Raw genomic sequence first — 25312 nt, forward strand, 5'->3', positions numbered from 1 at the left:
GGAACCTGCACCCTATAATAAGGACAGTAATCGTTATAAAAACGAAAATTCGGGAGGAAAAAAATGAAAAGAAGAAAAATTATGGCATTAGCCCTTAGTTCCGTTCTGGCTTTAGGTATCCTTGCAGGATGCGCAGGATCAGAAACACCAGCAGAAACACCTGCTGAGACGCCAGCTGAAACACCAGCAGAAGGAGAAGAGGAAGAAGAAACAGAAGAACCTGCCGGGGAAGCAGAAGTGGTTTTACGATATGGTGACGTAAATCCAAACGGACACGTGCTGCTTGATTCAGCTGAATTCTTCGCAGAAAAAGTGGCTGAACTCACCAATGGTGAAGTGAGGATTGAAATCTATCCTTCCGGTCAGCTGGGAGACGACAATGAAGTGTATCAGGCGCTTCAGATGGGAGCTGTGGACCTTTACAGAGGAAACTCCGCATCTCTTACAGATTTCGGAAGCATGGAAGTGACGGCTTTAGCACTACCTTACATCTTCAGAGACAGAGAACATTTCTGGGCTGTAGCAAGCGGCGATCTTGGACAGAGCATTCTGGACAACATTCAGGCAACCGGTTCAAGAATGAAGGGGCTTTTCTATATGGATGAAGGGGCAAGAAACTTCTTCACCACAGAAGCACCTGTAACAAAGATCGATGACCTGAAGAACCTGAAGATCAGAGTTCAGAACTCCGCACTGATGCTGGATACCATCTCCGCACTGGGCGCAAACCCAACACCTATCGACTATGCTGAGCTTTACACATCTCTTCAGACAGGAGTTGTAGATGGCGCAGAGAACCCACCAGCAAGTTACTACTCCAATAAGTTCTATGAAGTTGCACCTTACTATGTGCTGGATGGACACACCTATGCACCATCTGTAGTACTTGCCAGTGAAATCACATGGAACAGACTGAGCCCAGAGCATCAGAAGGCCATCACTGAAGCTGGAAAGCTTACAGAAGCCTACAACAAGGATGCCATCGAAGCTGCTGACCAGAAGGCTTATGAAGATCTGGAAGCTGCAGGCGTTGAAATCACAACACTGGAAGATCCTGAAAAATGGTCTGCTGCCATGGATTCCGTATACGAGACTCACGGAGCGAACTTCCTGGAACTCATCGAAGCAGTGAAGGCTGTAAAGTAATAAATCCATAACGATACATATTTTGTCCCCATCATGGTATGTAATGAAATAGAATGAAACATTTAGAAGTCCGATGACATCCTACCCGATGACACTCGGACTTCTATAAAGCTTAGAAGGGAGAATGAATTAAATGAAGAAGATTATCGACCGTACCTTTCATTATATTGAAAGTCTCTGCAAGATTCTTTTAATCGTCCAAATCATTTCTGTAACCATCGTCGTGATCGGAAGGCAGGTGTTTGGAAGAACACCGGTCTGGGGAGAGGAACTGACCTTGTTTTCAATGGTTTGGGCATCTCTTTTAGGCGCCACAGTACTTCTTAAGAATGACGGTCATATTGCCGTGACGGCACTGGACCGTTATCTGCCGGACAAGGCGATCAAAGCCCTTGATCTTCTGTCCTATCTGTTCCTCGGATTCTATGCGGTGATCATGGTCATCTACGGAATCAAGCTTGTGGAACTTACAGGGCTTAACATGATGCCTGCCCTTAAGATCAAGTCCAGCTGGCTCTACGGCGCAATGCCTGTCATGGCGGTGGCCATGCTGGTGATTCTTTCCGAGAAGATCTATCTTCTCCTGAAGGGAAAAGACTATAAGCTGTAAAAACGGCAGCTGAGAAAATTATTAAGGAGGAAATCATTCATGCCGAATTTAACCATTGCTACCATCATCCTGATCGGTAGTTTCATACTTTTCATTGCGCTGCGTTTCCCCATTGCCTATTCACTGGGAATCGCCTCTGTGGTCACAGTCATGTATCTCAAGATGCCCGTGGAAATGGTCGCGCAGAATACCGTAAGAGGAATCAACGCATTCTCTCTTATGGCAGTACCGTTCTTCATCATCTCCGGTGAGCTCATGAGTCAGGGAGGCATCGCCAACCGTCTCGTGAATCTGGCCAACGCCATGGTGGGCTGGATGCGTGGGGGTCTTGCGGTGGTGAACATCGTGGCTTCCATGTTCTTCGGCGGTATCTCCGGATCCTCTGCTGCAGATACTGCATCTCTTGGACCCATCCTGATTCCTATGATGAACAAGCAAGGGTACGACAACGAGTTCTCCACAGGCATCACCTGTGCCAGTTCCGTGCAGGGCATGCTGATTCCACCCAGCCACAACATGGTCATCTACGCCATGGTGGCAGGGTCTGTATCCGTAGGAGCACTGTTCCTTGCTGGTCTTGTGCCTGGGCTTCTTCTTGGAATATTTCTTCTGATCTACAGTCTCTATATGTCCAAGAAGAAGAACTATCCCAAGGGCGATCCCTTCAACTTCAAGAATGTGCTGGTGGCGCTGAAGGATTCCATCTTCGGCCTCATCACTGTGCTGATCGTTGTTGTGGGTGTCATCGGCGGATTCTTCACAGCCACGGAAGCGGCTGGACTTTCCGTTGTATGGGCGTTCATTGTGACCTTCTTCATCTATAAGGAAATTCCGCTGAGCAGATTCTGGGATATCCTGGGATCCTCCTTACGAACCATTTCCATGGTCATGATCATCATCGGAACATCAGCAGCCTTCGGATGGCTTCTGGCTTTCCTGAAGGTGCCGGAAATGGTTGCAGGAGGAATCCTGACTCTGACGACAAACAAGATTCTGGTGCTGCTCATCATCAACGCCATTCTTTTCGTGTTCGGTATGTTCATGGACATGGCTGCCATCATCACCATCACGACTCCGATTCTTCTTCCCATCGCCATGCAGGTGGGCATGGATCCGGTGCATTATGGTGCCATGATGGTACTGAACCTGGGAATCGGTGTACTGACGCCTCCGGTGGGCAATACCCTCTTCATCGGCTCAGCCATATCGGGTCTGAAGATCGAAACCCTGGCCAAGAGCATGATTCCCATGTACATCGTCATGGTGGCTACGCTTATGGTCATCACCTATTTCCCAAGTGTGGTCATGACGCTTCCGAACCTTCTGATGAACTGAGGAAGCATGACCTAAAACGGATGCGAGATGCAATGTTTTAGGCCTGTAAAGTTCAGATGTCTGGAAAGTGCGTGCACAAACCATCAGCTTGAAGAATGCAGGCCATAAGATTGAAAAAGAGGTTTCTTATTTGTAAGAAGCCTCTTTTTCAGCAGGAGCAATCACAATTGCTGTATAATGGATGATAGAAAAACACATAAGAAACGACAAGGTGCAATAAAGACAAAATAAGAAGGATAGAATTCAGGAGGAAAACTTAATGAGAAAAATCAACTGGGGCGTACTGGGGTTTGCAAGGATTGCAAAGAACGAGGGAATTCCGGCCATACTGGAAGCAGAGTCTGCCAGCCTTTATGCCGTGGCTTCAAGAAACGAGGAGAAGCTCACGGAGGCGAAGGAACTCTTTCATCCGGAGAAGCTCTACCTAAGCTATGAAGAGCTTCTAAGAGATGAGAAGGTGGATGCCATCTATGTACCGTTTCCCAATGCACTGCATAAGGAGTGGGCCATAAAAGCCATGGAGGCGGGAAAACATGTACTGTGTGAAAAGCCTCTGGCCTTAAACGAAGAGGAAGTGAGAGAAATGGTGGAGGCATCAAGGAAGCACAAGGTGCTTCTCATGGAAGCCTTCATGTACCGATATACGGAAAGAACCAGGAAGGTCCAGGAAGTCCTTAACAGCGGCCTTCTTGGAGAAATCCGTCATGTGGATTCCACCTTCCGTTTCTTCCTGAACAGGGAAGGAACCATCAAGATGAAACCGGAACTGGGCGGAGGGGCACTCTATGATGTGGGCTGCTATCCGGTGAATTTCGCCACCATGATCATGCAGGAGGAGCCGGTGAAGATCTCTGCAGCGGCGAAGATCCAGGATCAGGTGGATGTCCAGATTTCGGCACTGCTAGAGTATAAGGATGGTAAAACAGCATCCCTTCATGCGGGGTTCAATGCCTTCGGAAAGAACCACAGCGAGATCCTAGGTACGGAAGGAAGACTGGAGATTCCGGACAGTTTTCTGGATAATGAAGGCACCCTGACCCTTCACACCAGTGAAGGGAAAGAGGAAATCCATGTACCGGCATGCCACAGATATACACTGGAGTTTGAAGACTTCTCCTCTGCCATACTGGAAAACAGAGCACCCATGCTGACACAGGAAGAGAGCATTCTGAATGCAAGGATTCTGGATTATATCTTCCAGGTATTATAAAATTAACAGAAAATTGGCGGCTATGTTACGATTTGACTCTATATTTTCTATGTATTTTACCCAATCATGGTATAATGTAGCTAATCTATAGCGAATAGCTAAATAAAAACCTGGAGAAGGGTATTACACAGGAGGTTTTGAAAGAAATGAGTAAAAGAGTAATGGTACTACTTGCACCTGGTTTTGAGGAGATTGAAGCGGTATCCGTCATTGATATTCTCAGAAGAGCGAAGGTGAATGTGCAGATCTGCAGTACCACGGAGAAGGAATATGTCACAGGTTCGCATAACATCACCATAAAAAGCGACGTAAGACTGGATTTCATCGATATCTACAATGACGAGTATGACCTGATCTATCTTCCAGGTGGCGTTCCAGGTGTGAACAACCTGGCTGAAAATGAGAACGTCATAGCACTGCTTAAGAAGTATGATGAAGACGGAACCTACATCGGAGCCATCTGCGCAGCACCCTGGGTGCTGAATGAGGCTGGCATTCTCAAGGAACATGATGCGACTTCCGCACCGACCTTCAGAGACAAAATCTCACCGAAGTCCTACCTGGATAAGGTATTCGTCTCTTCAGAAAACATCCTGACGTCAAGAGGCGCCGGAACGTCCATGGAAATGGGCTTCAGTATTCTTGAAACCTTAGGTCTCAAGGAAGAATCGGATCAGCTTCGTGAAGATATGCAGTACAACTTCCTCTTTGAACATGTGAACGAATAGAAAGTGTGAAGCGCTTCGCGCAATGACCGATCATTAAATGGTATAGAATCGTGCATGAAAGAATGCCTGAAGAAATGATGATTCAGGCATTCTTTTTCTTATGGTGATTTTCAGCTCTGCCACAGCGCTGTGTCATCCCCTCAGAACAGTATTTGAAGCATGGTTTTCGTGGTGAAATTGTGAATTTTTCAATAAATAATTATGCATACAATGAAATCGATTCACAAATTCTCCAGTAGTGCTATAATTTATGATAGATAACTATCTCTAATGTATGGATAATCCTTGCAAAGGAATACTTCTGTTTAGCGTTGTTATAATGACATGGAAGCGTATGCGAATGATTCATCAATCAGGAGGAAAAGAGATATGCTGAGTAAGAATACAAGAAATATCATATTGAAGACGACGGTGGCACTCACGGTTGGTATGACTTCAGTGGTGGCAGTGAATTACAGAGAACCCGTGACTGTTTATGCGGCTACAGTGATAAATGAAACCCAGGGCGTTGCGATGGTGAAGGTCTCCTCCATCTGGACTTATTCCAGTGCGGACTGGGATGCCAGAACCAGAATATATAATCAGGGGACAAAATTCAATGTCCTTCAGAAGCTGAATGTTTCCGACAGTGAAATGTATCGGCTGGACAATGGCCTGTATATTTCAGCCAATCCGGCTTATGTGTCCTTCCAGGCTGCAGGTGGAACCACAATCATGCAGCCTCCTGCAGATACTGAGGAGACAGTGAAGACGGGAAAGACTACAGTGAACCTGAATATGAGAACGGGAGCCGGAACAGGCTACGGAATCCTATTAACCATTCCAAAAGGAGGAAGCGTCACCATCCATTCTTCTTCCAACGGCTGGTCCAATGTGACCTATGGCGGAAAGAAAGGCTGGGTCGCCAGCCAGTACCTGACCGGAATCACCACGGTGACGACGCCGGCACCGGCGCCTGAAGCACCTACGGCGCCAAGTACAACAGGCACCAGCAAGACCACGGTGAATCTCAACATGAGAACAGGTGCTGGTACAGGAAATGCGATTATTCTCACCATTCCCAAAGGTGCAGCCGTTACGGTGCACTCCACAGTGAGCGGCTGGTCCAATGTGACCTACAATGGAAAGAAGGGCTGGGTTTCCAGCCAGTATCTGACCACGGTGGTTCCAGTGCCGACACCGACTCCGACTCCAACACCAACACCGTCGCCGGAGACCCCTGGCGATCTGGGTACCAGCAAGACCACGGTGAATCTCAACATGAGAACAGGGGCGGGAACAGGAAACGCAATTATTCTCACCATACCTAAAGGAGGCACCGTTACGGTGCATTCCACGTCAAATGGCTGGTCCAATGTGACCTATAATGGAAAGAAAGGCTGGGTCTCCAGTCAGTATCTGACCGCAGTGGTTCCAGTACCGGCGCCAGCACCCACTCCAACTCCTACTCCTACTCCGACTCCGACACCGGAGACACCAGGTATCATCGGTACCAGCAAAACCACGGTGAATCTCAACATGAGAACAGGAGCAGGAACCAGTAACGCTATCATCCTCACCATTCCAAAGGGGGGAGAGGTTTCCATCTATTCCACAGTAAGCGGCTGGTCCAATGTGACCTACAATGGAAAGAAGGGCTGGGTCTCCAGCCAGTATCTGACCACCATGGTCAGTGTTGTACCTCCGGTAGTGGAGGAGCCCAAGGAAGAAACGCCAGTGGTGGAGAAGAAACCTGCGGTGCTTCTCATAGATGATCTGAAATCCACCTACAACAACGAGAATGTGAATGTGGTGGGCAGAGCCGCCACCATGGATGGGGTAACTTCCGTTACGGCCACCATAGACGGCAGAGCCATCACGGTGGAGCGATATGACAGACCAGAACTCCATACGCTCTACAGCGATGGATACACGCTGGATAAGCTGGGCTTCAGGTTCTCCATCGATAAGGCAAGTCTTTCGGTGGGCAGCCATACCTTAGTGGTCACAGCCACTGCCAAAGACGGTTCAGTGAAGAAAGTCACATCCACCTTCAGCATGACAAAACCTGCACCCGTGATGACCATAGGCGGCATCACAGATGGACAGGCTGTGCCTTCCTCCGATGTCACCATCAGCGGTTATGCCGTTCAGGCGGATGGTGTTTCGGGTGTGAAATACTATGTCAACGGAAAGGATAAGGGGGCTGTAAGCTATGGAGCCGCATCCTCTCAGACCGGAAACTACTTCACCTATACAGGATACAGGAATGCGGATTATTCCTTTACGCTGAGCACAGCGGATCTATCCGCCACAGGAATGAATTCCGTACGCGTGGAAATGACCGGAAAAGACGGAACACTCTATTCCAGAACCTATATACTCAGAGGATCTCAGACAGACCGGTTCATCATGGAGCAGCAGACAAGGACAAGAGATGAATATGCGGTGCTCGAGACGAAGAAGTCCGTATGGCCGAAGATTTCACGAAACGGATTTGTCAATGCCACCATGAATGAAATCCAGTACCATCTGGATCCTGGAAACTTCATCTATGATGAAGCCAATAAATACATGTTCATGGATCTCAGATATGATCAGGAGCTTAGCGTCACAGCGGCGCAGCTGGATAACATGCTCAGCGGAAAGGGCGTTCTCCATGATATGGGAGAAGCGTTCCTTCTGGCAGGGCAGACCTACAACGTCAATCCGATCTACCTGGCAAGCCATGCCATCCTGGAGACAGGACATGGCACATCGGTGCTGGCCAACGGACAGAAGGTCACAGCAACCTATGCCAGATTCGGAGACGAATCCTCCATTATTCCGGACAGCATACCGGAAGAAGACAAGGACAAGCTGGTCTACAATGTCTTCGGTATCGGTGCATGGGACAGCAATGCCAATCTCTGGGGCGCACAGAAAGCCTACCAGGAGAAGTGGTTCTCCGTGGAGGAAGCCATCATGGGCGGAGCCAAGTGGATCGGCACAAACTACATCAACCGAGCAACCAGTCAGAATACGCTCTTCAAGATGAGATTCAACTTCCCTGAAGACATGAATCACGAGTATGCCACAGACCTTGGCTGGGCAGAGAAGCAGGCAGGCAGGATCAAGGAACAGATTGAGGCCTATATGGCAAAGAATCCGGATATGAAACTGGATCTCAAGTTCTACTATCCTACATTCAGATAGAAGGAATAAAAAAGTTCAGGAAGTTCGCCGCACGAAAGTGACAGCGAACTTCTTTTTGGATTAATGGAGATTTCCAGTTATAATGAGGAGATGAAACGGAATAATGAGTATAAGAGCAGAAGCAAGGTGCCAGTGAAAGAGGACGGAAGAACGCTTCACTGAAAGGACTGGCGGCTCATACGGAAAGAGAACTGAAAGACAGGAGAAAGTGGAAGTTATGCAAAGTAAATGGCTGATCAAGAATATCAAATACGACTATAAGGGACTGAGCAGCACCATAGGGCTGCCGGAGGAGATCTGCAGATGTCTCATCAACAGGTGTCCGGGAAGTCTTGAGGAAATCAGGGACTATCTGGAGCCGGATCTGAAAAGGCTTCACGATCCGGCACTGCTCAAGGACATGGATGTGGCAATAGAGATGTTGCTCTTTGCCATTGAGGAGGAGAAACAGATCAGGCTTGTGGGGGACTTCGACATTGACGGCTCCATGAGCATCTTCGTGGCGCTTTCGGCGCTCAGGAAGGCCGGTGCCCATGTGGACTACGAGATTCCCGACAGAATCAAAGACGGCTACGGCATCAACAAGGAGATCGTGCAGCAGGCGAAAGATGATGGGGTGGATCTCATCATCACCTTCGACAACGGGATCTCCGCCATGGAGGCGGTGGCCTATGCCAGGGAAATCGGACTCCAGATCATTGTCACGGACCATCATGATGTGCCGTATATTCTGGAAGAAGGAGAGCGCAAAGAGGTTCTCCCCCCAGCGGACGCTGTGGTGAACCCTAAGAGGGAGGAGTGCGTTTACCCCTATAAGATGCTCTGCGGCGCCGCAGTGGCTTACAAGCTGGTTTCAAGGCTGTATCATGAGCTGGGTATTCCAGAGGAAGAGCTTTTGGAATATATTCCTTTTGTTGCCATCGCCACAGTGGGCGATATCGTGGACCTGACAGGGGAAAACAGAATCATCGTGAAACATGGACTGGAGATGCTGAAAGACATAAAGAATGAAGGACTGCTGGCTCTGGCGGAAGCCAGTAAGGTGGACATCAGAAACATCAGCACCTATATCATCGGATTTGTGCTGGGACCCTGCTTCAATGCGGCGGGCAGACTTTCCACTGCCAGGATGACGGTGGATCTTCTCTTTGCAGAAGGAGAGAAAGCGAAAAGTCTTGCCAGAGAACTCTATGAGCTCAATCAGACCAGGCGTGCCATGACCGATGAAGGGATGATTCTGGCTGAGGAAGAAATCAGGACGCATAAAAGAGAAGAGGACCAGGTCATTGTAGTGAAGCTTCAGGATGTCCATGAAAGCCTTGCAGGCATCATTGCCGGACGCGTGAAGGAAAGATACTACAGACCCACCATCGTCCTTACAAAGACGGAGAACGGCCTGAAAGGCTCTGCCAGATCCATCGAGGAATACAACATCTTCGAAGGGCTCAACCATTCCAGGGACTTTCTCACAAGATTCGGCGGTCATCCCATGGCAGCGGGGCTCACCCTGGATGAGGATAAACTGGATTCCTTCAGAGAGGATCTCAAGCATAAGGCAAATCTTCGAAAAGAAGACCTGGTTCCCAAGGTGACCATTGATGCAAGGCTCAATCCTGCTGTGATCACAGAAAAGTTCGTGGAAAGCCTGGAGAGACTGGAGCCCTTCGGCAAGGCCAATCCGAAGCCCATCTTTGCGGAGAAGAATCTGCTGATTCAGCAGGTGTATCTCATGGGCAAGGACAAGGATCATATGAAGCTGGTGTTCAACGTGGATGGAATCTATGTGGAAGGGGTCTACTTCTATGGGGTCAGGCACATTCTGGACTACTTCAGAGAAGTGCATCACAGAGAGGCCGGAGACCTTTCACAGGAGCTGAAGAACATGAAATGTGATATTCTCTATTATCCTGATATCAACACCTATAATGGGACGAGCAAGATTCAGCTGAAGATCACGGATTTCAGAATTGCCTAATTCACAATTATACACAGATGTAGGTTATAATTTTTATTGTAAAGTGGTATCGGTTATGGTACATTTATCATTGTGGTAAGTTGTATGTTGACTATTTCATTTTCCGTAAATAACGGAAGGTGAGTGCATCTATCATGCCACTGGAACCTGGAACAAGAAATGCGAAAAACCTCTATCTATTGCGTGATGATTGAAGTAAGCATTTTCCAGGTTCCTTTCTTGCGAAAATAAGCGCTACGCAGAATCGTGTGAAGCAGAATGAACGATCCACATATCATAAGAGCCTTCAGAAAGATCAAGAAAGATCTTACTGAAGGCTCTTCAGGTTTCAGGTTCTATAAAAGCTTCACTATTTCTTGTGGAACGCTTCTTTTGTGTAAGGGTAGGAGTCCACCAGTTCGCCCATGACGAAATATCTTTGTCCGGTGCTGCTGGAGTAGTAGCAGGTCATAAGGGATACAATGGGTTTTCCTCTTTTTTCGGCTTCCGCATCATCGATGATGTAGAGCGCGGTATCTGGTACCAGAAGCACCTCATAGGTCACATACTCGTAGATGGTCTCTTTGTCCGTCATGCGTATGACAGCGCCTTCCTTCACATCCATGAGCGATCCGAAGAGAACGTTCTTCTCCTTCATGTAGTGACCGGCAAGAGGATAGTTTCCGATGCCCAGCTTCTGATCGCTTCTCATGGTGGCGGCACCTGCGAGAAGGTTTGCATTGTTGATTCCTCTGAATATAGGTATGTTCATATCCACACTGGGAATCACCAGCTGCCCAACCAGAAGGTTGGGGTTGATCTTGGCGGATTCCATGAGTGTTCCGGTAACACTGATGTCCTCCACAATGGAGAAGTCGAATTCGGCTTCCTCATTTTCTTCATTGACTCTGATTTCTTCCGGTGTGATTGTTTCTATGATCTCCACTGTATCTTTCACGGTCTTTTCCACGACTTCATCCTTTACCTTCGGAGAGAGGATGAGCACAAAGCCCAGTACGATCAGCAGTATGGCGAATATCTTTTTCATAGCATCTACCTCACTTTGTTTCTTGAACTTAATATAGCATTATTTAGCAGTTCTATCAATGCGGGGGAATCTGGAAGGGACTGGTATTCATCTGCAAAGGATGCAACCAGTAGTCGAAAAGACAGGAAAAAAGCTCAATGAAATGAATCATTGAGCTTGGCGGTGTACGGATGAAATACTAGAACCTGTTGATTCTGCTTTTCAGAACCACCACGGATCCCAGGATACCGATGAGGAGTCCGAAAAGTCCCTGGAGAAAGTTGAAAGGAAGTGCTGCAATGCCGCCCAGATCCCAGAGGACTGTGTCGGCAATGAAGTATCCTGCTACCATGATCAGTTCCGCTAAAGCAAACGGCAGGATCATGGTTTTCCATGTGATTTTCTTTCCCTTCAGTAGTATTGCAGGAACAAAGGCTACCAGTCCTTTGATCACGAAGGTGAAGGGAACATACATGGCGAAACCGGCGGAAATGTCTGCCAGTATGGACCCGATGGCTGCTGGCACAGCTGCATAGGGTCCAAGGATGACTGAACTGATCAGGATGAACCCGTCTCCCAGATTCAGATACCCATTGGGGATGGGGAAGGATAATATATAGGTACCGAGAAAAACCAGTGCGCCGACAAGGCCACCGTAAGTGAGTTTGCGATATTTATTCATCTTTGCAGTCCTTTCGCTGATGTACAGATTTCATTTGTCTACTATCTAAAACCAGTATAATCTCTTTGATGCTGAATTCAAGTGTTATTCTACGGATTCATCAAAGTGATATCATATAGAACAGATAACAGATGCAATCAGTATTTTATGTCGGCTAATATTAGGAAATTTAAAAGCACCTGAGAAAAAATCTCAGGTGCTCTTGTAACGGTTAATTTGAAGGTGTTTCCGAAGAATCTTCAGTCTCATCCAGATAGATGTACTTACCCATGTTATGGATGGTCTGTTCTCTATCGAAGACGTAATAGTAGACACCTTTTATGGTCTGCCCCTCTGAGACTTCTTCCTGCGGGAATCTGTTCTGCTCGATGGTTCGGATGCCGTTGGTCACGACACTGCCTGCCAGACTCAGAATGTCATTGGACTTCAGGTTGGTTGTCACCAGTGGCAGCACCTTACCGAGGATCCCAGGATAGGATGTCACTGGACTATTCAGCATCTTCTTGATGATGGCTTCAATGACGGTTCTCTGTCTTCCAGCTCTTGCGAAGTCGGAATCGATCTTCCTGATTCTTGTATAATCAAGTGCCTGTGCACCTGTAAGGTTATAGGTTCCCGCACCGCTGATTCCATTGATCTTTGTGGCTTCTGCGCTGGTGACGGAAATGGTGATTCCTCCCAGAATATCGATGATTTTAGGTAGGGTTGTGAAGTTCACAGTGGCATAATCTCTGATATCCAGATGGAAATTCGAGTTCAGTGTGCGAAGTGCCAGTTCTGGACCACCGAATGCATAAGCGTGATTCACCTTGTCCATTCCTCTGTCCGGGATGTTCACGTAACTGTCTCTCATGATGGAAGAAATCTTGATCTTCTTTGAGTTTTTATCTACTGTGATAATCATGATGGAATCGCTTCGGCCTCTCTGGCCTACTGGAGCATCCACTCCGAACAGAGCGATGTTGGTGACGCCTTTGACATCTTCATAATAGAAGGGAAGGCCTTCCTGTTCTTCGCCTTCATCTTCTCCGGGGATTTCCTCTTCAGTATCATCATAATTGAATTCCTTGTCTCCGATACCGAGCTGGTCATCATCTTCTGTAATGGCTTCCTGGTTTGTGGAATTCAACAGATTGCTGATATAGGAATAACCGAATCCTACCAGAAACAGTAGAACGACAAGACCGATCAGCAGTCCTGTTTTAGCGCCTTTCTTTTTCTTCTTATAATTATTCTTTTCTCTTCTGCTCAATTGAAATACCTCCATGGTATGTACGAATGTACTCTTTGTTTTATAATTCACTTACCAATTATACTGTATTTTTCCGGAAATGTATTACAAAACAGATAAATTAAGAATTCTTAAGCGAATAATAAGAAGAAAAGGAGCGTACATGTCATGAACTGCTTACAGGTGAATTCAGGAAGGAAAGTCAAAGATTCCAGAAGTCCGCCATGTTTTTCGGCAGATTTCCGGAATCCGTAATCTCTTATATTGGGGCGGGGGATCGCTTCAGCTGTCTGTTGATTTTTTCCAGTGTCGCTCCGATTCCCTCGTTGATTTCAATGACTCGATAATCATGGGCATGGGGCGTTTCATCACGGTTGATGATGACAAGCCCTTTCTGGCTTGCGCCATAGACGGAGGGGATACTGGCAGCAGGATAGACCTTAAGAGAAGTGCCTAACACAATCATGAGATCGGCTTCTCTGGCCAGTCTGAATGCTTCCCCGATCTGATTCACTTCCTCGTCGTATAAAACGATGTCTGGCTTGTATATGCCGCCACAGGGACACTGGTATCCGTTTCTCAGGACTTCCTTCAACAGAACTGTGGTTTTGCAGCGGGTGCAGGTGCACTTTGCAAGGGTACCATGGATTTCCACGACCTTACTGCTTCCCGCCTTCTGATGAAGGGAATCGATGTTTTGTGTGATGATGGTGATGTCTTTGATCTGTTCCCACTGGGCCAGAATCAGATGTCCTTTGTTGGGCGAGATTCCAGTGACATTGAGTTTCTCTTTCAGGTACTGATAGAATAGTGCGGTTTCTTTATGGAAGAAATCTCTTGATAGGATTTCTTCGGGATAATAGCCTTCATAGGTTCTGCTGGCCAGTCCGTCTTTTGACCTGAAATCCTTGAGGCCTGATTCGGTGGACATACCGGCTCCGGTGAGAATGACAATGTGATCCGCTTTCAATATGAGTTCCACTATTTTCTGTATTTTATCCATAGCAATGCTCCTCTCATTTCTATTTTACCACAGAGCATAAAAGATCATCCATATGGACATTGTGAGTTTACTGTTCCGGTATAAACAGAAACCTGGCGAGACGTCGCCAGGTTTCTGAATTCTATTTAAATGCAGATACAATTTGCCATTGCTAATTTTTCTTATCCCTGACGGAAATTAAAGATCAAAATCATCATCACTGGATGACTCCAGGAAGGTTTTCATTTTCTTTAGGGTTTTATCCTTTAGATATCTGGATTTACGATAATCCGTGTTATAGAGCTCAGAATAACGCTTCAGCCCCCCATAGGGGTCTGTGATGAAGAAGGACAGGATGGTTTTTTCTTCCAGATTGAGGCTTGCATAAGCTTCTTTCACAACAGAGCTCTGATAATCCCGGAAGAATATTTTCTCGGTGTCATCCTCGGAGACGAGTTTCTCCGAATATCTGATTCCGTCCTTGTCTTCCGCCTCGATGCTGGCGGCTTCAGGTTTTGAAAGTGCTCTTCTGGCTTCATATTTCAGTGTGTTATGGATGCACTTCATCAGAAATGAAGGTGCAGTATCCAGATGGTCCTTTTTGATTTTCGGGATGTTCTTGACTACGGATTCATAAGAGATCTGGCAAAGATCGTCGAAGTCGTATCCTTGAAGTTTCATTTTACCGCATTGTTTGAAGATAAATGGCTTCACCGTACTAATTACGAGCTCTATAGCATCTTTATTTCCGTTCTTCGCTAATAGAAAAATATTATCATTCATTCGTCCTCCTATTTAAATTATACCTGCAATATTTAAATATGCGTGATTCGAAACAAAAGCATATTGCTAATTTATTACTATTATAATATAAAGTGATAATAATTATACGTATATTAGCGAAATTTGTAGATACGATAAATTGTCTAAAATTAAACAATCACTTTATTATCCGAATAAAGTGATTGTTATAAAATTAACATATTTATTTTGTCGTAAAAGATCATTTTCTGTATTTCAGAAGAAAGTCATAGATAGCGCTGTTCTCATAAGTGGCTGTCCAGGAATCATGCATCAGATCCGGGTAAACTGTCAGGTCAATATTTTCATGTCCGATGCTTTTCAGAAAACCGTAGATTTCCCTGGATTCTCCCACTGGAACCACATCATCTTTTTCACCATGGAAGATCCATAGAGGGATCTCTTTCAGTACCGGCATATTCATGCGTGCATACATGCTGCCGATGCCCCCACAGATGGGAATGCCTGCAGCAAACAGGTCAGGATACCTTGTCAGCATCTCATAGGTGCCGTAGCCACCCATGCTCAGTCCTGTTATATAGATCCTGCTGGCATCGATGTTGTACTTCCCAGTGATATCATCCACGAGCAGTTTCAGGGACCTGGATTCTTCGGTCCAGAAAGTGGTCTCCGGGCACTGGGGCATGAGGGTTACAAAGGGAAGATTTCTGCCTTCCTGTAGAAGCTTTGGAATGCCGTTGTCATAAAGCTGCTCCAGATCGCTTCCTCTTTGCCCCATTCCGTGGAGATAAAGAAGGAGAGGGAAGCCATCACTGCTATCATGCGTGTACTCCTTGGGAAGTTCCAGAAGATAGCTGAGGGTCAGTTCCTCTGTTATGGTGGTTTTAAAAGTTTCTTTCTTCATGAGTAGCTACTCCTTTTCATGTTCATTCAGCGTCTATGTAGATCACATAGGAGATCCTGATCAGCAGAAGGACCAGGATGGCACCCAGCAGTGAATTGAATAGACTGTATTGCAGGAAAATCAGCCCTATGAAGGTTGATATCACAGCCAGCAGTGTAAAACGGTTCAGTTTCTGAAACGTTGTGGAGTTTCTGATTGAGGAAAACAGCATATAGAATACAAAGAGACCCATAAGCAGCATGAGTCCTATAAAAGATAACTGTATTAGGAAATCAAACATAACATTCACCTCGTCATCGGCAGAGTGGATTGTATCAGCTAAAAGCTCATCAAATAGATTATACTCATTTTCCGATGGGTTTGTACAGTCTGCCATGGCGTCATTGTTTCTGAAAAGATCAGCTGCTGCAGAGGGGGATCAGAGAAGGAATGTAATAGCAGAGAGATCTCAGGCAAAATGGAAGTCCCTACAGAACTGCTAGTTAGTCTGTAGGGACTTCTTGAGGAAAGATCATGTGTATTAAAGTGGTAGCCTCTTGATCATGAACTTGTCAAAGGTTTCTTCCACATTGAATTCGATTTCCGGGAAGTTGTGTTTGACAAGGAATAGTGTTTCAAATACCAGTGCATAGAGATCTTCGACCGCTTCAAATTTGTTTTCCACAAACATCTGCTTGAATCGTACAGCGATGTTCACTGGGGCGATTTCCATGCTTTCCAGTTCGGGATACATCCACTTATATCCACCTGCATAGGATTTGTTGATGGCGGATAGAATATTGAACAGTTTTCTCTGGATGGCGACCATCTGAGCATAGAACTCCGTGGGATTATCTCTTTGTATGAAAAGCTCGATGTTTCCGTTATGGAGTTTCACCAGATTGTCGAAGATCACATTGATGGCCAGTTCTCTAGGATAAACATTGGTTTTTTCTTTCCATACGTTCAGTATATCTTCTCCGAAGAGCGGATATGCATACGTGATGGTATCAAGAAAACCTAGAGTCTGATAATCTGCCAGATGAAATTCCCATGCGTCGGAGATCATGTTGTCGTAGTAGTCTACGGTATTGTGCATGACGTCAATCTGGATATCCTTCAGGATCAGATTGTCTTCATTCTGATCATCATCGATGGGGAAGATCAGTCCTGCCCCGATGGCTTCCACAAGAGCATGTCTTGTTTCGGTGTCAGGGAAGATATCCCAGAAACACAGGAGCTCAAGATCAGAGAATGCGTCTGCCTGTCCTCTCGAAACGGAACCTCCAACGGCCATGGCCATGAGTTCAGGTCCTTCGAATTCTACGTTTCTTAATTTTTCTCGTATTTCCTTAGCTAAGATTACGCGTGGGTTAGATAAATCAATTTTCATGCTAATTCCTCTCCTTTATATTAAGAAACATACTTTGTGTAGCAGCGACAAGTCAGTTTGTTTCATTATTCTGACTTCTTACTTTATGATAACAGAAAAACGGCTAAAAAACTTCCCATTATTCAAAAATGTTGCATACAAAATGATAAAAATTTATGAAGGACAACTATCTATTTATAGATAAAATCGTAAATTGTTTTAATAGTCAAAGCACATTATGAATATATCGAAAATTAAATGTTAAGAATTTTTGAAATTCTAGATTTCGTTTAATAAATGTGACGGATTTTGTCATATTATTTACACAAAGTGTAATTTTGTAACTAATTTGCAATAATTCTATTGAAATGATTTCAGCTTCACCTTATAATTAATAATAGTCCGAATATTACTATTAATTTGAAAGGAGGATCGGGGTTATACGTTGTTGAAAATACATTCAAAGGGAGGAAGTAATTTGAAAATCAAGAAATTTTCGGTAGCAGTACTTGCGTTTTTACTCGCTTTTTCTGGAGCTCTTGTTCCGAAACAGGCACTTGCTGACACGAATCCTTTAGTGGAAGAGCTGAAAGCCAAGTATGAAGAATCACTGACATCCAGGAAATTATCAGATACACTTGATGGTTTCTTTGATGCTCAGGAAGAAGTACGTATCATCGTGGAACTGGAGTCAAAACCAGGGATCGTGATCGCTTCATCAAGAAATATCAGCTATGAACAGCTTTCTGTAAGCGAAAAGAATCAGATTTCCACAAATCTTTTGGCAGAACAGCAGACAGTTAAAAATATAATTCAGTCAAAATCCATCAGCATGGAGTACAAAAACAGTTTTACTGTTGCCATGAATGGATTCAGCGGAATTGTAAAGTTCAGCGAAATTGAAATCATTGAAAGAATTCCTAACGTAAAGAAGATTTATCTGGCAAACGAATATGAGAAGCCAGAAACAACCATCGATATGGTTACAAGTGGAGACATGGTAACCGCATCACAGGCTTGGCAGCTCGAATTTGAAGGTGAAGAACAGGTTGTGGCAATCCTTGATACAGGGATTGACTACACACATAAAGATATGGTTCTTCCAGCAGGAACTGAAGTTGCACTTACTGAATCTGAAGTGAATGCACTGGCACTGAAAGGTAAATACTTCACGAATAAAGTACCTTATGGCTATAACTATTATGATCTTAATAATGAAGTTATAGACAAGGGACCAGACCCATCCATGCATGGTATGCACGTAGCAGGAACTGCTGGTGCAAACGGTGATGTGGAAAATGGCGGAATCAGAGGTATCGCACCGATGTCACAGCTTCTGGCTATGAAGGTGTTCTCCAACGATCCGATCTATGCTACCACTTTCTCAGATATCTATCTTGTGGCGATTGATGAATCCATCAAGCTTGGTGCAGATGTCATCAACATGAGTTTAGGATCAACTGCAAGTTTCTATGTTGCGGATTCCGCTGAGAACGTTGCGCTTCAGAACGCAGTGGACAATGGAATCGTTGCTGCAGTATCTGCAGGTAACTCCGGAAAAATCAACTATGGAAATACTACAACATACGGACCTTATCCATGGGCAGCAAACCCTGATGTGGGTGTTGTAGGCGCACCTGGACTAAACGCTCCAACGCTGCAGGTAGCTTCCGTTGAAAATACAAATCAGCAGGCTAGATACCTCACCTATATGGTTGATGGTGTAGAAATGAAAGCGGCCATGACACTTGCAGGACCTACAGACCCTGCAACACTTCCAGCAGATCTGGAATATGTTTATGGCGGACTTGGAACACCAGAAGAGCTGACTGAAGTTTCCGGCAAGGTTGCTTTAATCAGTAGAGGATCCTATGCATTTACTGAGAAGATCACCAATGCCAAGAATGCTGGCGCAATCGCCGTCATCGTATTCAACAACAGCGGAAATGATCTGATCAACATGCAGTATCCAGCAGGTCTGACCATTCCTGCAGTATTCATCGGAAACACCGCTGGTGTGGAAATGATGAATCTGGAAACAAAACTTGTGACTTTCGAAACAGGAACCATACAGGTAGCCAATCCTGCAGCCGGTCAGATGTCTGATTTCTCTTCATGGGGAACAACACCTACACTGGAACTGAAACCTGAAATCACCGCTCCTGGCGGACAGATCTTCTCCACGATGAACAATGACTCCTATGGTGTCATGAGTGGAACATCCATGGCAGCACCTCATGTTGCTGGTGGATCAGCGCTGGTCATGGAATATGTGGATGAAGTGTTCCCGAACCTTTCACCAAAGGAAAAATCCGAAATGGTGAAAAAGCTTCTTATGAATACAGCTACACCAGTATATGACAGCTATGAAGTTGAAATGTCTCCAAGATCACAGGGTTCAGGCCTTATGAATCTGTTCGGAGCTGTTACAACACCAGTCACACTGGAAAGCGCAGTAACAGGCGAAGCAAAGGTTGAACTGAGAGACTTTGACGCAAAGACTTTCTCCATGAAATTCACCGCAAGAAACTACAGTGATGTGGAACTTACTTATGCACTTGATACTACAGTTCTTAAGGACTATGTAGCAAGCTATGGCGGCATTCCTGTAACTGGTCTGGATTCAGACTATGTAAACGCAGTTGTAAATGCACCTGAAGAAGTGGTTGTTCCTGCAAATGGAACTGCTTCCTTTACAGTTGCTGTTGACTTCTCAGCGGATTCTATTGCAAGAAACATGTTTGTAGAAGGTTTTGTCAGACTGGTAGACCCAGCCGACAATAATCCTACCGTAAGTGTTCCATTCGTTGGATTCTATGGAGACTGGGCAGAACCAGCCATCATAGATGGACTAGCAACAAGCAGCGCATTCGGACCTTCCTACTTTAGTTTCTCAGGATTCGGTTTGATTTATAACGATGGAATCTACTTTAACGAGTCAGAGGAAATCTTCATCAATCCTGGTACAGAAATCGGAGCTGCAGAAGGAACAGACCACACCTTCCCGATTCTTTCATTTATGAGAAATGCGGAAGAAGTGAATTACAGAGTCACTGATGCAGAAGGTACTGTACTCAGAAACATCTATACTAGTCAGTTCGAAAGAAAAGACTTTACTGATGGCGGAAGATACAATCCTTATTCCATCATTCTAGATGGATTATGGGATGGTACTGTCAAGGGTGAAGTGGTTGAAGAAGGTCAGTATTTCTATGAAATCACTGCAAAGATTCAGGGAGATCGTGAATACCAGACTTATCAGATGCCTGTAACGGTTGACCTTACCGCACCAGTTGTTGAATTCTTAGCTTATGATGAAGCTACAAGAACCCTTACATTCAAAGCAACAGATGAGGCTTCAGGGCTCTATGCATTTATGATCGGCGAAGAAATCATCTACGCTGAAGATGGAGTAGATACATATACCTATACACTTCCAGAAGAAGCTCCTGATGTTACTACAATCGAAGTTGTAGCGGCTGACGCACTTCTTAATATGGCAAGCTATTCAGTGAATGTTCCGTTTGATGAAGAGCCATATATCTATATTCTGGAACCTGCTCTTCTCGAAATGTACACAGAAAGCACAGTACATGTTGAAGGATATGTTACAAACGTGAATTTCCTTGAAAAAGTGCTGATCAACGGAACTGTTGAAGCTACACTGGAATTCATGGAAAATGCAACAGTATTACATCCTGATGATTCTTCCGTATTATACGAAGGGCCAGCATTCAAGTATACAGCAGATGTTGAACTTGAAGATGGATATCAGGAAATGACCATTCAGGCGATTTCAGAAAATGGCGCTGAAGGAAGTCTTGCAAGAAGATTCTACGTAGATACGACTGCTCCAGTACTTGAAGCAGAAGTTTTAGACAGAGAGTCCAATTCTTCAGAGGCGACCATCAGACTGACCATGTCTGATAACCTTGGATACCTGACACTGTTTGAAGCTGACAGCCAGATCTTCAAGTATGAAGCTGACCTGGTCATCAGTGGACAGACAGAAAAGGTGTTTGATTATGACGTAACACTGGTTGATGGCGAGAACACATTCGAGTTCCTGCTCGTTGATGGAGCTGGTCATGAAACAACCAAGACTGTTACAATAACAAAGGCAGAGCCAGTTGTCCTGGAACAGTCAATTGAGTACAGAACTCATGTACAGACTTATGGATGGCAGGAATATGTCAGTGATGGCGAGGAAAGTGGAACCACTGGTGAAGCAAAGAGACTTGAAGCAATCAATATCAATATTGTTGGTAATGAAAAGCTTGGTGTCAGATACAAAACTCATGTGCAGACTTATGGATGGCTTGATTTTGTGGCTGACGGTGAACAAAGCGGAACTACTGGTGAAGCAAAGAGACTTGAAGCAATAGTTATAGAGCTGACTGGTGAAGATGCAGCGCTCTATGATGTATACTATCAGGTTCACGCTCAGACCTATGGATGGCTTGATTGGGCTAAGAATGGTGAAGAGGCAGGAACTGCTGGTTTAGCTAAGAGATTAGAAGCAATAAAAATCTTAGTTCTACCTAAGGGTGCCCCTGCTCCTGGTAGCACTGTCAGACCATTTATAAGCAAATAAATTTAAACGGTAAAGTCCCTGGCAGCAGTTCATTCTGCTACCAGGGATTTTATATTTTCAATATATAGATTAAATAAGCAACCTCCTTTTCAAATGATTTTACATAAAATATGATTATATGTTTATTGTGTTTTGATCGTTCAGCCAACTAAATATGTGAATTTCCAAGACTTGGATGTAAGCCGTTTAGTTTTAACTGCAATTATGATAATATTGTATATAAATTAGGACTCGTATAGATAAGTCCTAATTTAAATGAACTTTTGAACGATTAATTTTTAGGATGGTAGAGATTATGTTATTGATTAGGGGGACTAAATGACAAAGAGAATTAGAGTGTTGATATTGAGTGCAATTTTATTTGTAATAGTATTTTCAGGAAGTAGTTTCAATGTGAGTGCTGCAACCTTACCGACAATCAGCTATGAAAGCCACGTAGAAAAGCTGGGATGGACCTCACCCGTGCAGGATGGAGAGACCAGTGGAACTACAGAATCTGCCTTACGGATGGAAGCCATGAAACTTTCCGTTGAAGGAAATGACAATCTGCAGTTGAGATACACTGCCCATGTTCAGAGTATCGGCTGGCAGGACTATGTAACGGATCATGAGCTTGCTGGAACGGAAGGGCGAAAACTCAGAATGGAAGCTATTAAGATTGAACTGACAGGCTCAGATGCATATAAGTATGATGTATATTATCGTACTCATGTGGAGAAGTTCGGTTGGCTGGATTGGGCGAAAAACGGCCATGCATCAGGTTCAGCCGGTTATGCCTATAGAGTGGAAGCCATTGAGGTTAAACTGGTATCGAAAGGTGCTTCCATCGGTGGATTGACAGACACTCCGTTTATGGAAAGAACAACGGAAGGGAATGTGGTGTATACCTCTCATGTTGAAAGATATGGATGGCTTGATGCAGTCTCTGATGGTGCCATGAGTGGAACAGAAGGAGAAGCGTTAAGAATGGAAGCACTTAAGATCAGGCTTTCAGATTCGCTTCCAAGCGGATCAGTGGTTTATTCTTCACATGTTCAGTCCTTTGGATGGATGAAAGAAGTCAGGGACAATTCGCTTAGTGGCACTACAGGTCTCAGAAAACGTGTGGAGGCAGTAAAGGTCAGGCTAGAGGGTGAGATCTCAAACACCTATGGTATAGAGTACCGTACCCATATTCAGGGTATAGGATGGTCTTCATGGTCAAGAGATGGCGCTGTATCAGGCACAGTTGGTCAGGAAAAAAGATTAGAGGCCATCGAAGTCAGACTGTATGAAAAGCCTGTTATCATTCCCGAACCAGATCCGGAACCACAACCAGAACCTGGAATAAGTTACAGTATATATAAGGTTGATGCCGCATCGCTGAATTTCAGAAGTGCGCCTTCTATTTCCTCTTCCATCATTGGAAGCATACCAAGAGGAGAAGAAGTCAAAGTGTTCAGTATTGACAGTAACGACTGGGCATATGCGGAGTATAACGGTAAAACAGGTTATCTTGCCGCCTGGTATCTTGCATTTGTTAGAGATGTCGTCGCAGATCCTTTACCGCTTGTACTGGAAGTCTCCGAACTTAAAGCGACTTATGAGAATGAAGATGTTCTCGTCAGTGGAATTGTGCTTTCTTATAGCGGAGTCCAGGATTTCAGTGTCATGCTGGATGATAAAGTCATTGCAGTGACAAGAAAGGACCGTCCTGATCTTGAAACGCAATATAAAGGATATCCCGACCTTAGTAATATGGGGTTTGAAGCGAACATCAGTCGAGATGTGATTTCCCATGGAAGCCATAAAATCACTATTTCAGCCACAGGAAATGATTATACTAAAATCATAAAGACGCATACCTTCTCCATGACAAAAGCACCTTCTGTTGTGAAGATTGATGGGTTTACAGATGGGCAGCTGATTCCGGATACAGATGTAAAGGTAACTGGAATCGCTCTGAGTCCTCAAGGGGTAAAAGCTGTGAACTACTATGTGAACGGAGTTCTTAAAGGACAGGCAGAGTATGGACTGACGGCAGATGCTGGTACATATCCTGGGTATGAGAACATCACAAATGGTGGATATGCATTCACGCTTCAGAAGGCTTTGCTTAATAAACCCGTCAATACCGTTAAAGTTGAGGTAGTCGGACATGACAATTCAACTGAGTACGCATCAGTGATGCTGAAGGGGGCAAACTCAGGCAGCTACACTTTTGAAGCCTATGGTAAGACTTTGAATGATTATGTGGATCTAGAGTATCAGAACGCATTGAAAGTAGGTAGGAGCGGATTGGCTGTATGGTTGGATCTCAAGAAGAACATGGATTCTTCTAACTTTATCTACCACGATACGTACAAATACATGTTCCTGGACCTGGGTTATGATCCATCCATGTTTACGGTGACTGTGGAGATTCTGGATCAGATGCTCGCAGGGAAAGGCATACTGGATGGTACAGGAGAGATATTCCTGGCTGCTGCCATTGAGCATAAAGTAAATCCCTACTACCTTGTAGCCCATACGCTGCTTGAAACAGGAAATGGAACTTCAGTATTGGCCAACGGTCAGAAGGTGGAAGTCATCTATGCGAAGTTCGGAGACATCAATTCCGAGCAGACACCTGTTCCGGAAGAAGACAAAGATAAACTGGTCTATAATATGTTCGGCATCGGTGCATACGACAGTAATGCGAATCTATGGGGTGCACAAAGAGCATATACGCTGAAATGGTTCAGTCCAGAAGAAGCCATCGCCGGTGGCATCAAATGGATCGCAGACAACTATATAGTGAAAGCCGGTCAGAACACTTTGTACAAGATGAGGTTCAATTTAAGCAGAAATATGGTTCATCAGTATGCTACTGACCCTGCATGGGCATATAAGCAAGCAAGCACAATAAAAAAACAGTTTGACCTTATGGGTGTCAATGAAGAACTGAAATTTGTGGTTCCATCATTTATGAAATAGTAAATATTGCTGCTCTTTGACTCATACTGTTAGATTGAGGATGAATCATTCGAACTCTGATAAATTCGGACATTGAAAAATTAATATGCTGGTATTAACCTGATTTCCTGCAGAAAATAGAGTCGATATAATCAATGAAACTTGTTTGTATCGGCTTTTATTTTTGCATCAGATTCATAAATCTACGTCATCCATTGATGATATGATTAGGTTCATAATACAAGGCTTAGAATGAAACGATAACTTAGTTGGAATATGCATATTGACTCAAGGTAGAATAGAGTAACCTGTCTAACAAGATATATTAGGATGACTATTTCTCTATTCGGGTTTATAATGAAAAAGACTAGAATGTTGAGAAGAAGTTCATGGATTATGTTTTAACCTGTTACTCAGGGGTTTATGAAGTAAGCTGGGAAATAGTGTAAAAAGGTAGAAGAGATGCACAAGAGCAGAATCTGCTTAAAATAGTTTTAATTTATGGGTTAAGCCATTCCTTTAAAAGATATTCACATCTGTGACGTATATTAGTTCTATAAGTGTATTATTTTACAGGAATAACCTATTAAGATTCTTCAGATGATTTAAAGTATTATACAGTTTTATTTAATGAATTTATTTGATTTCTTCGATATAATGAGTCGTTGCCACAAAAAAATAAAATGAA

At 44.5% G+C, this 25312-nt stretch carries 17 protein-coding genes; 9 read left to right on the forward strand and 8 right to left on the reverse strand.

What is annotated here, in order from left to right:
* Window positions 1–63 precede the first annotated feature (63 nt).
* The 7 genes from ACHAL6_RS05435 to recJ all read left to right on the forward strand — a co-directional run bounded on the left by ACHAL6_RS05435 (window position 64) and on the right by recJ (window position 10178).
* Entirely contained in the window at window positions 64–1146 is a 1083-nt protein-coding gene (locus tag ACHAL6_RS05435; protein ID WP_395269229.1) for a TRAP transporter substrate-binding protein, read from the forward strand.
* A 133-nt stretch (window positions 1147–1279) separates the two neighbouring features.
* Window positions 1280–1756, forward strand: coding sequence for a TRAP transporter small permease (locus ACHAL6_RS05440; protein ID WP_395269230.1), 477 nt, complete (start codon window positions 1280–1282; stop codon window positions 1754–1756).
* Window positions 1757–1795: 39 nt separating this feature from the next.
* Window positions 1796–3091, forward strand: a complete 1296-nt coding sequence (locus tag ACHAL6_RS05445) for a TRAP transporter large permease (RefSeq protein WP_395269231.1) — start codon at window positions 1796–1798, stop codon at window positions 3089–3091.
* Between the two features lie 259 nt (window positions 3092–3350).
* On the forward strand, window positions 3351–4301 hold the full coding sequence (locus tag ACHAL6_RS05450) for a Gfo/Idh/MocA family protein (protein WP_395269232.1): 951 nt from the start codon (window positions 3351–3353) through the stop codon (window positions 4299–4301).
* Window positions 4302–4447: 146 nt separating this feature from the next.
* Window positions 4448–5029: a DJ-1 family glyoxalase III gene (locus ACHAL6_RS05455; RefSeq protein WP_395269233.1), complete on the forward strand. Its 582-nt coding sequence runs from the start codon at window positions 4448–4450 to the stop codon at window positions 5027–5029.
* Window positions 5030–5398: 369 nt separating this feature from the next.
* Entirely contained in the window at window positions 5399–8203 is a 2805-nt protein-coding gene (locus tag ACHAL6_RS05460; RefSeq protein WP_395269234.1) for an SH3 domain-containing protein, read from the forward strand.
* 217 nt (window positions 8204–8420) lie between these two features.
* Window positions 8421–10178, forward strand: coding sequence for a single-stranded-DNA-specific exonuclease RecJ (gene recJ, locus ACHAL6_RS05465; protein ID WP_395269235.1), 1758 nt, complete (start codon window positions 8421–8423; stop codon window positions 10176–10178).
* A 349-nt stretch (window positions 10179–10527) separates the two neighbouring features.
* Here the strand turns inward: recJ and ACHAL6_RS05470 are convergent, their stop codons facing one another.
* From ACHAL6_RS05470 to ACHAL6_RS05505, 8 genes are all read right to left on the reverse strand, one after another.
* The gene (locus ACHAL6_RS05470; RefSeq protein WP_395269236.1) at window positions 10528–11205 is read right to left on the reverse strand and encodes a sortase; all 678 of its coding nucleotides are present in this window, start codon (window positions 11203–11205) and stop codon (window positions 10528–10530) included.
* A gap of 178 nt (window positions 11206–11383) precedes the next feature.
* Window positions 11384–11866: an ECF transporter S component gene (locus ACHAL6_RS05475; RefSeq protein ID WP_395269237.1), complete on the reverse strand. Its 483-nt coding sequence runs from the start codon at window positions 11864–11866 to the stop codon at window positions 11384–11386.
* A gap of 211 nt (window positions 11867–12077) precedes the next feature.
* Window positions 12078–13118 carry an LCP family protein gene (locus tag ACHAL6_RS05480; protein ID WP_395269238.1) on the reverse strand — a complete coding sequence of 347 codons (1041 nt, stop codon included), beginning with the start codon at window positions 13116–13118 and terminating at the stop codon, window positions 12078–12080.
* 238 nt (window positions 13119–13356) lie between these two features.
* A complete protein-coding gene (locus tag ACHAL6_RS05485) occupies window positions 13357–14100 on the reverse strand; it encodes an NAD-dependent protein deacylase (protein ID WP_395269239.1) in 744 nt (247 codons plus the stop codon).
* A 177-nt stretch (window positions 14101–14277) separates the two neighbouring features.
* Window positions 14278–14862 (reverse strand): sigma factor, encoded by a 585-nt coding sequence (locus tag ACHAL6_RS05490; protein ID WP_395269240.1) that lies wholly within the window; start codon window positions 14860–14862, stop codon window positions 14278–14280.
* Window positions 14863–15082: 220 nt separating this feature from the next.
* The gene (locus tag ACHAL6_RS05495; protein ID WP_395269241.1) at window positions 15083–15745 is read right to left on the reverse strand and encodes a prolyl oligopeptidase family serine peptidase; all 663 of its coding nucleotides are present in this window, start codon (window positions 15743–15745) and stop codon (window positions 15083–15085) included.
* 22 nt (window positions 15746–15767) lie between these two features.
* The gene (locus ACHAL6_RS05500; RefSeq protein ID WP_395269242.1) at window positions 15768–16025 is read right to left on the reverse strand and encodes a hypothetical protein; all 258 of its coding nucleotides are present in this window, start codon (window positions 16023–16025) and stop codon (window positions 15768–15770) included.
* Window positions 16026–16265: 240 nt separating this feature from the next.
* A complete protein-coding gene (locus ACHAL6_RS05505; RefSeq protein WP_395269243.1) occupies window positions 16266–17117 on the reverse strand; it encodes a hypothetical protein in 852 nt (283 codons plus the stop codon).
* 457 nt (window positions 17118–17574) lie between these two features.
* Here ACHAL6_RS05505 and ACHAL6_RS05510 point away from each other — a divergent pair, with 457 nt between their 5' ends.
* Complete coding sequence (locus ACHAL6_RS05510; RefSeq protein ID WP_395269244.1) at window positions 17575–21690, forward strand: S8 family serine peptidase; 4116 nt, start codon at window positions 17575–17577, stop codon at window positions 21688–21690.
* Window positions 21691–22008: 318 nt separating this feature from the next.
* A complete protein-coding gene (locus ACHAL6_RS05515) occupies window positions 22009–24645 on the forward strand; it encodes an SH3 domain-containing protein (RefSeq protein ID WP_395269245.1) in 2637 nt (878 codons plus the stop codon).
* The last annotated feature ends 667 nt before the right edge of the window (window positions 24646–25312 follow it).

It is taken from the genome of Proteiniclasticum sp. C24MP (assembly GCF_043951855.1).
Lineage (GTDB): Bacteria > Bacillota > Clostridia > Clostridiales > Clostridiaceae > Proteiniclasticum.

Coding starts and splice junctions, on each gene's coding strand:
- ACHAL6_RS05435 (WP_395269229.1), top strand. CDS start 64: ATGAAAAGAAGAAAAATTATGGCATTAGCCCTTAGTTCCGTTCTGGCT.
- ACHAL6_RS05440 (WP_395269230.1), top strand. CDS start 1,280: ATGAAGAAGATTATCGACCGTACCTTTCATTATATTGAAAGTCTCTGC.
- ACHAL6_RS05445 (WP_395269231.1), top strand. CDS start 1,796: ATGCCGAATTTAACCATTGCTACCATCATCCTGATCGGTAGTTTCATA.
- ACHAL6_RS05450 (WP_395269232.1), top strand. CDS start 3,351: ATGAGAAAAATCAACTGGGGCGTACTGGGGTTTGCAAGGATTGCAAAG.
- ACHAL6_RS05455 (WP_395269233.1), top strand. CDS start 4,448: ATGAGTAAAAGAGTAATGGTACTACTTGCACCTGGTTTTGAGGAGATT.
- ACHAL6_RS05460 (WP_395269234.1), top strand. CDS start 5,399: ATGCTGAGTAAGAATACAAGAAATATCATATTGAAGACGACGGTGGCA.
- recJ (WP_395269235.1), top strand. CDS start 8,421: ATGCAAAGTAAATGGCTGATCAAGAATATCAAATACGACTATAAGGGA.
- ACHAL6_RS05470 (WP_395269236.1), bottom strand. CDS start 11,205: ATGAAAAAGATATTCGCCATACTGCTGATCGTACTGGGCTTTGTGCTC.
- ACHAL6_RS05475 (WP_395269237.1), bottom strand. CDS start 11,866: ATGAATAAATATCGCAAACTCACTTACGGTGGCCTTGTCGGCGCACTG.
- ACHAL6_RS05485 (WP_395269239.1), bottom strand. CDS start 14,100: ATGGATAAAATACAGAAAATAGTGGAACTCATATTGAAAGCGGATCAC.
- ACHAL6_RS05490 (WP_395269240.1), bottom strand. CDS start 14,862: ATGAATGATAATATTTTTCTATTAGCGAAGAACGGAAATAAAGATGCT.
- ACHAL6_RS05495 (WP_395269241.1), bottom strand. CDS start 15,745: ATGAAGAAAGAAACTTTTAAAACCACCATAACAGAGGAACTGACCCTC.
- ACHAL6_RS05500 (WP_395269242.1), bottom strand. CDS start 16,025: ATGTTTGATTTCCTAATACAGTTATCTTTTATAGGACTCATGCTGCTT.
- ACHAL6_RS05505 (WP_395269243.1), bottom strand. CDS start 17,117: ATGAAAATTGATTTATCTAACCCACGCGTAATCTTAGCTAAGGAAATA.
- ACHAL6_RS05515 (WP_395269245.1), top strand. CDS start 22,009: ATGACAAAGAGAATTAGAGTGTTGATATTGAGTGCAATTTTATTTGTA.